This window comes from Cupriavidus sp. 05N40 (assembly GCF_056397305.1).
In genome coordinates this window covers 1-6,653 of the sequence record NZ_JBFTND010000294.1, presented here as the reverse complement: position 1 = coordinate 6,653, position 6,653 = coordinate 1, and the positions used below count along the sequence as shown (strand labels likewise).

Annotated in this window: 7 protein-coding genes and 1 pseudogene; 4 read left to right on the top strand and 4 right to left on the bottom strand. The window is 61.6% G+C overall.

Translation table 11 applies throughout. The features are described from left to right. The 3 genes from AC1DO7_RS38175 to AC1DO7_RS38165 form a co-directional block, all read left to right on the top strand. On the top strand, positions 1–1,023 hold a 1,023-nt coding region (locus AC1DO7_RS38175; RefSeq protein WP_477117345.1), incomplete at its 5' end, for an ABC transporter ATP-binding protein/permease. Positions 1,024–1,182: 159 nt separating this feature from the next. Next, entirely contained in the window at positions 1,183–1,665 is a 483-nt protein-coding gene (locus AC1DO7_RS38170) for a Spy/CpxP family protein refolding chaperone (protein ID WP_441650340.1), read from the top strand. 79 nt (positions 1,666–1,744) lie between these two features. Further along, positions 1,745–2,113, top strand: a complete 369-nt coding sequence (locus AC1DO7_RS38165; RefSeq protein WP_441650341.1) for a hypothetical protein — start codon at positions 1,745–1,747, stop codon at positions 2,111–2,113. A 181-nt stretch (positions 2,114–2,294) separates the two neighbouring features. Here the strand turns inward: AC1DO7_RS38165 and AC1DO7_RS38160 are convergent, their stop codons facing one another. The 4 genes from AC1DO7_RS38160 to AC1DO7_RS38145 all read right to left on the bottom strand — a co-directional run bounded on the left by AC1DO7_RS38160 (position 2,295) and on the right by AC1DO7_RS38145 (position 5,531). Then, the gene (locus AC1DO7_RS38160) at positions 2,295–2,921 is read right to left on the bottom strand and encodes a hypothetical protein (RefSeq protein WP_441650342.1); all 627 of its coding nucleotides are present in this window, start codon (positions 2,919–2,921) and stop codon (positions 2,295–2,297) included. Between the two features lie 928 nt (positions 2,922–3,849). Further along, positions 3,850–4,050, bottom strand: a complete 201-nt coding sequence (locus AC1DO7_RS38155; RefSeq protein WP_441650343.1) for a hypothetical protein — start codon at positions 4,048–4,050, stop codon at positions 3,850–3,852. A gap of 208 nt (positions 4,051–4,258) precedes the next feature. Further along, positions 4,259–4,576, bottom strand: a complete 318-nt coding sequence (locus AC1DO7_RS38150) for a chaperone modulator CbpM (RefSeq protein ID WP_441650344.1) — start codon at positions 4,574–4,576, stop codon at positions 4,259–4,261. A 4-nt stretch (positions 4,577–4,580) separates the two neighbouring features. Then, positions 4,581–5,531 carry a DnaJ C-terminal domain-containing protein gene (locus tag AC1DO7_RS38145; RefSeq protein WP_441650345.1) on the bottom strand — a complete coding sequence of 317 codons (951 nt, stop codon included), beginning with the start codon at positions 5,529–5,531 and terminating at the stop codon, positions 4,581–4,583. A gap of 141 nt (positions 5,532–5,672) precedes the next feature. Here AC1DO7_RS38145 and AC1DO7_RS38140 point away from each other — a divergent pair. Then, a pseudogene (locus AC1DO7_RS38140) lies at positions 5,673–6,212 on the top strand (NRAMP family divalent metal transporter); the annotation flags it as partial. Positions 6,213–6,653: the final 441 nt, after the last annotated feature.

Here is a 6,653-nt window from a genome sequence, read left to right as displayed (position 1 = left end):
CTGCATGTGCGAGGCCGTTTCGACCATCTCTTCACCAATTTCAACAAACTGATCCGATGGCAGCTGAACCTGAATTTTTTCCAGTATGGCTATGCGTTCCTCACCATCATGCTGCCGAGTGCCATTGTGGCTTCACGCGTCCTCTCCGGCGAACTTGAAGTTGGCCGGGCCATCCAGGCAGCCGGCGCATTTGCCGCGATCCTGGCCTCGCTCACCGTGATCGTCGACAACTTTGAAAGTCTGAGCCGGTTCGTCGCCGGACTCGACCGGCTGAGCACATTCTCTGGCGCCCTGGCGCAGACGCCTGTCACGCTGGCCGCGCAGGCCGCGTCGCATGGCGGTGGGAACAAGATCGAAGCGGCGCGAGACGCGCGCCTGGCGCTCGAGCATGTCACCTTGCAGACGCCGAACTACGAACGGACCCTGGTCAGGGATCTCACGGTATCGATCAACCCGGGAGAGGGATTGCTGATCGTGGGCGCGAGCGGGGGTGGCAAGAGTTCGTTGATGCGCGCGATAGCGGGACTCTGGAACTGCGGGACCGGCCGCATCGTCAGGCCGGAACTGGAGCATATGCTGTTTCTGCCGCAGCATCCCTACATGGTGCTGGGCAGCCTGCGCAGCCAGTTGCTCTATCCGGATCGCAATGGCCGCAAGGTATCCGATAAGGAACTCCGGCTGCTGCTTGAGATGGTCAATCTGCCGGACGTCGTGGACAGATTTGGCGGCCTGGATGTGGATCTGGACTGGGGGAAGGTGCTGTCCGTGGGAGAACAGCAGCGCCTCACCTTTGCCCGCGTGCTGCTCGCCAAACCACGCTATGCCATGCTGGATGAGGCCACCAGCGCCCTCGACATCGGCAACGAGGAACACCTCTACTTCCAGCTTTCGACGGGTTCGACAACGCTAGTCAGTGTCAGCCACCGTCCCACTCTCCTGAAGTATCACCAGCAGGTGCTGGAGTTGAGGGGCAATGGGGAATGGGCGCTCCACCCCTCCGGGAGCTACCGCTTTAGCTGGTGAGCTCCCGYACCGCAACGCCCGCAACGGCCCCGCTGTGCTCATCCTTGTCCGGTGCCGGACAGACACAAGCCGGAATCTGGTCCACAAGTAAGCATGCGATCGCGCCGCCAGCGATGGCGATCTGTCGGCGGGATCATGGAATTCCCGTGGAGACCGATCATGAAACTTACTGCCCAATCGTACCTGCCGAAGACGGCATACGTGCTGCCGTCCGTCGCGCTTTTCTCCATGCTGGCGCTGGCCGTTCCCGCCGGGGCCATCACCGCCACGGACGCGCAGGGCTCCCCGCATGTCTTGAAGATCGCGAAGCAGGATCGCATCGATACGCACATCAGCGACCTCCACACGAAGCTCCAGATTACGCGCACGCAGGAACAACTCTGGCAGAAGGTCGCACAGGTCATACGCAACAACGCAAGCAAGATGGATTCGCTGCGGCAGGAGCGCACTGAGGATGCCAAGGGCATGACCGCCGTCGGCGACCTCAAGTCCTACGGGGATATCGCCGATGCGCATGCCGATGGCATCAGGAAGCTCACGCCCGTGTTCCGGGATCTGTACGACAGCATGTCGGACGTGCAGAAGAAGAATGCCGACCTGATCTTCCGGAACCGGCAACAGCATGCGTCGACAAAGAACTGAAGCCCCGGGCCCGGACGGCCGCCGTGGGTACAAGCAACCCCGCGCGGTTCGGGCTTTCGCTCAAGCACAGGAGAGCATGATGAACACCTCAACAACGCGATCGCGCCGGGTGCGCCCGGCGACCGTGAAGGCCGCCGCGGCATTCGGCCTGGCGCTGGCACTGGGTGTCGTGTCGACGGCACCGGCCTTTGGCGACGACCACCATCCCGGCCAGAACCATGGCAACCAGCATGCTTCGTCCCGTCAGGGACACAACGGCAACGGGCAGGGCAACCAACGCTACGATCACGCTCGTGACCATCACGACTATCACGACTATCGCGGCTATCGCGACTATCACGGCAACTACTATGACAACCAGCGCTATGTCTACGCGCCGCCCCCGGTAGCTTACGTGCCCCAGCCGGCGCCCGGCATCAGCCTGTTCTTCCCTCTGCAGATCCGCTAGCCAGGCAAGGCATGGCAAACCTCCCGGGCAACGAATACGTTGCCTGAGAGGGCCCCGCCCGCGCCAGGTACGCACCGGTCAGTGTGCAGTGTTCGCTACGCTGCCAGCGCGCCGTTGTCGTTGCCTAAGTCGCACCAGTCTGCGCGTGGCTTGATCTCGCACCATTCTGCTTGCCCTCGGTTCAGATCCGAACTGGCGTTCGCGTGTTCCGCACCGGATCTATCCGGCACAACAAGGATCCCAGCGATCCGCGAGAATGTCCGTACGGTGGCGGACAACGCGAGTATTTTGTGCTGCCGTTGGCGGGACACCGGCTGAATGTAAGCGCGAAATTGCAACGCATCGCTTTATCCGCGCGCACCATGATCCAGCATGACTCCCCGTTGTTGCGGCCGATTTGCGCCCACTGGCATCGGCACGAACCGTGCCTTTGTCTAAGCAGATCCTGAGCCTTCTTGCTGCGCGCAACAAGTGAAGAAGTGTCAGACGAAGCGCCGTGGAGTTTGTAGGATGCAAAGATCTGGTGCCAGAGCCCCGCTTCRCTGGTCTGGCTGTCGGGACGCCGATTCCACACCACCAAGGGCACCGCGGCTTTGAAGCGCTCTTCCAGCACCTTGGCAACGTACCACTGCACACAACGCGTCTTTCCCAGCCGAGAAGCGCCATAGACGTAGCTGCCGGGGCGCTGCTGTTCGATCCAGTCGCCCACCTGTTTAATCATCTCGTGCATCGGCGGCGTGTACACGGCGTACTGCTTGGTCACGATGCAGTGTCGGGGATCGATGCGTTCGGGCAGTGAGAATGTCATGGCCTATTTGGACTGAGCCATTCGGCGCGGAGGCAGCGTGGATTCGGAGTCGTGGCCCCGCGCCCCGGGCCCGACCTCTTGTGGAGAGCGCCGGCCGGTTCCTCCCGACGGGCTATCGATTCCCGGGGCACGGCCTGCGACGTCGCCCCGTGCCGCCGCGGCGTCAAACATGGTTGCCCCGATCGAGCTGTTGGCTGCTGCGGCCAGGATGCGCCTCGCCTCGAGGTAGGCGGGGTGGGCCGGCAATCTGTGGTTCGTCTGGCTTTCCACATAGCGCAGGAATACTTCGATGGCGTCAGCGCCGGCTGGAATCGTGAACTGCCCACGGGCGCAGGCTTGGCAAACCGCAGCACGGACTGCCAGGCTGTGTGGTGACAAGTTCCAAGGCGGCGCTGCCCGCAGCACACCTAGCGACATGCCATCCAGGGTGGAAGCCGGTGCGATGCGACAGTCATCCTCCTGGTGACAGGTCACCCAGATCTCTGCGCCGACCAGGTCCTGCCGGTTGTGAAGCACCTCGTTGGTATAGCGGCTGTAATAGAACTCTACGAAAGGGGCACGCCCTACCTCCGCGCCACCTCGCACGCGACTTGTTCGCCGGTTTCCGAGGAGTCTGCCAGAATCTTCGGGCGACAGGCCCTTGGCCAGGGCCATGCGGCGTTCGTGTAGCCATGGGTGTCCACTGCCAGTAACGACAGGCGGATACCCGACCTCATCGAGCATGCGGAGGCCACCCTGCGCTACGTGCGTGGCTTGAACGTGCAGATGATCGGCTGGTTGACCGCCCACCATCTGGCTGTGACGCGGATTTCCGTCGAGCTGCAGCATGAGCGCGGGCGGGAAGCGCTGCCATCAACCGTCATTGAGATCGTCCTGGCCGAACCATCCTCGAGCGAGGACTGGACCAGCCGCTCGCGCAGCAGCCGCACTAGATGGTGTCCTGCACGGTCGAGCCTCGCGCCAGCCCCTGTGTGGAGGTCAGCGCAATGCAGCGCACGTGTTGGCCATCGAGTTGTGCCAGGACTTCCGCAGCGATCCGGCCATCGGGCCCGGCACTTCGACGCCGCCGCCACGAACTGAGGCTACCGCGCGCCGGTTTGTCGTCATCGGGAGCCCCTTCGTAATCCATGGATATCGCCGGCCCCACAATTCGTGGATAGAAACTGGCGGGGCGCAACGCCGGACATTTTCCGAAAGTCCCGTGCCGACTTTGGTCTGTTGCGGCGTGTGCGCCCACATCTGTTTCATAGCCTGTTCCGGGCACGAATGCTGTCCGCAAATGTACCGTCTGGCGGAATTATCAGAGCAACACAGCGCCTGCCCAGTCGAAGGCAAAATCAAGTCAGGTTCGCGCGCCGCAGTCTCGCGCGGAGCGAGTTGATCTCATCCAGCAGATCGAGTACTAGGGCAACGCCCGCCGCGCTCAACTCTAGGTCACGCGTCAGCCGCAGTGCGGCGCGGGTACGTGTCAGGGTGGCGCCTTCAAAGCGCCAACCCTGCTCGTCCTCGCCGCACGGCGTCAGCACGCCTTCATCGACCAAGGCAACCACCTGTTCAATGTCGGCATGACAGGCCACGCTCAACTCGATGAGCGAGAATTGAACGTCTTCCTCGACAAGAATCCCATGCAGTATCGAACCACTTTGATCGCTCATCGCATCAAGCCTCCAGTGAACCGCGCGGGGCAAAGCCGCTAAAGGCCTTGGCCATTTCCCGGTATGCTTGCCTAGCGTCTTCCGTATCCGCCGGCGGCAAGGCGATGGACAGCACCGCATAGAAATCGCCGGGTGGCGTGCTGGGAAGGCCCTTGCCCTTTAGCCGCAGCTTGCGGTCCGGCGACGAGGCAGCCGGCACGCTGACTTGCAGAACGCTGCCGTCCGGCGTGGGTATGTCGACGTGGGTGCCCAGCGCGGCTTCCCATGGGGCGACCCGCAGGTCCAGGTAGACGTCGCGATCGTCGACGCGGAACAACGGATGGGGCGCGATCGCGATCTCGAGGTACAGGTCACCGGCAGGCGCGTCTCCGATCCCCGGGCCGCCCTGTCCGGCAAGCCGAAGATGCTGTCCACCGCGAATGCCCTTGGGAATATTCACTTCCAGTTGCCTTTCCTGCAAGCACACATGCCCGCTTGCGTCCACCTGGGGCGTGTGCATCGAGATGGTGCGGCGCCCCCCCAGGTAAGCGTCCACCAGATCGATCTGTACTTTGGCGTGATGATCCCCACCGGCCATGCGGCCATCATGACGTGCCCCGCGACCCTGTGCCGATCTTGCCCCGAACAGCGATTCGAAGAAATCGCTGCGATCCATGTCGTGATCGAGATCAGCTTCACCACCGCTGAACTCGAAGCCACTGTCCCATCCCGGCGGCGGGGTGAATTCGCGGCCGTGCTTGTACCGAGCTTCCACGTCGTCGTAGGCCGCTCTCTTTTCCGCGTCGTTCAACGCCACATAGGCCTCAGCAACGTCCTTGAACCGGGCTTCCGCATCCGGCTCCTTGCTGACGTCCGGGTGATACTTGCGCGCGAGCTTCCGGTAGGCACGCTTGATCTCATCTTGCGTGGCCGTGCGCTCCACCCCAAGCATCGCGTAGTAATCCTTGAACTCCATAGCTACCCTCGGCAACTGGCGTGCGGAACGCGCACGGCGCTTGCGGATGACGCGCCTCTGAGTATAGGCAAAGGGAGCCGCGTGCGAATCATTGGGCGCACATGGCGCGTGAACTGGAGGGCGAGCGTCCCGGAACCTGCTATGTTAGCGGCAATCCCGTTGCTGGAGACACCGGTGAAGAAGCCAGGGCCTGCCCCGGCCAAGCGATCATGGCTTGGGAAACTTGGGCCGGGACTGATCACTGGCGCGGCGGACGACGACCCCAGCGGCATTGCGACCTATTCGCAAGCCGGCGCGCAGTTTGGCTTCAACATGCTGTGGACAGTACTCCTCACCTACCCGCTCATGGTGGGCATACAGGTGGTCAGCGCCCGGATCGGGCGGGTAAGCGGTCATGGGCTTGCCACAAATGTCCGCAAACATTATCCGGCGTGGCTCTTGTACGGTATCGTGAGCTTTCTCCTGATTGCCAATACCGTCAATATCGCGGCCGACGTCTCGGCCATGGGCGAGGCATTAAGTCTGATCACCGGCGGTCCTACGCAGCTGTATGCCGTGATGTTCGGCATGATTTCCTTGCTGCTGCAGGTATTCATTCCTTACCGGCGCTATGTCCGTTTGCTGAAATGGCTTACGCTCGCCTTGCAGGCATATATGGCCACGGCATTCGTCGTGCACATCCAGTGTCGAATTGTCCGGGTCCAATTGTGAGTTGCTCCGCTAGAAAATGCGGTATGTAATAAGTCGAGTGATGCGCGCAGTAATCCACGAGATAGACTCGACTCCATGCATCGTTGAACACAGGAAGGAACCGGATCGCCAAGTATGTTGAAGCGCGGATCGCGTCTCATGCGGCATGTTTGCGCGACGCATTCGATCAGCTCGTCCGTTTGGCAGTCGCAGGCTTTCAGCCTGACAAAATACCGGCCCAGATACCAAAGACTTGCTGTGCAGCCCTTTTTCAACGCTCTTATCGATTGGTGCCGCGCTTCTGCGCCGCGGATTCATCCGCATTGGCGCTACTCAGCTACAAGGTCATAAACAAATTTTTTCCTTGTCCACGAAGATGACCCTACCGCAATCCAAAAAAACCTAGTACAAAAATGACGATAACAACGGCTC

Excerpts from the sequence above, each read along its gene's own strand:
- AC1DO7_RS38170 (WP_441650340.1), top strand. The coding sequence starts at position 1,183 with ATGAAACTTACTGCCCAATCGTACCTGCCGAAGACGGCATACGTGCTG.
- AC1DO7_RS38165 (WP_441650341.1), top strand. The coding sequence starts at position 1,745 with ATGAACACCTCAACAACGCGATCGCGCCGGGTGCGCCCGGCGACCGTG.
- AC1DO7_RS38155 (WP_441650343.1), bottom strand. The coding sequence starts at position 4,050 with ATGGATTACGAAGGGGCTCCCGATGACGACAAACCGGCGCGCGGTAGC.
- AC1DO7_RS38150 (WP_441650344.1), bottom strand. The coding sequence starts at position 4,576 with ATGAGCGATCAAAGTGGTTCGATACTGCATGGGATTCTTGTCGAGGAA.
- AC1DO7_RS38145 (WP_441650345.1), bottom strand. The coding sequence starts at position 5,531 with ATGGAGTTCAAGGATTACTACGCGATGCTTGGGGTGGAGCGCACGGCC.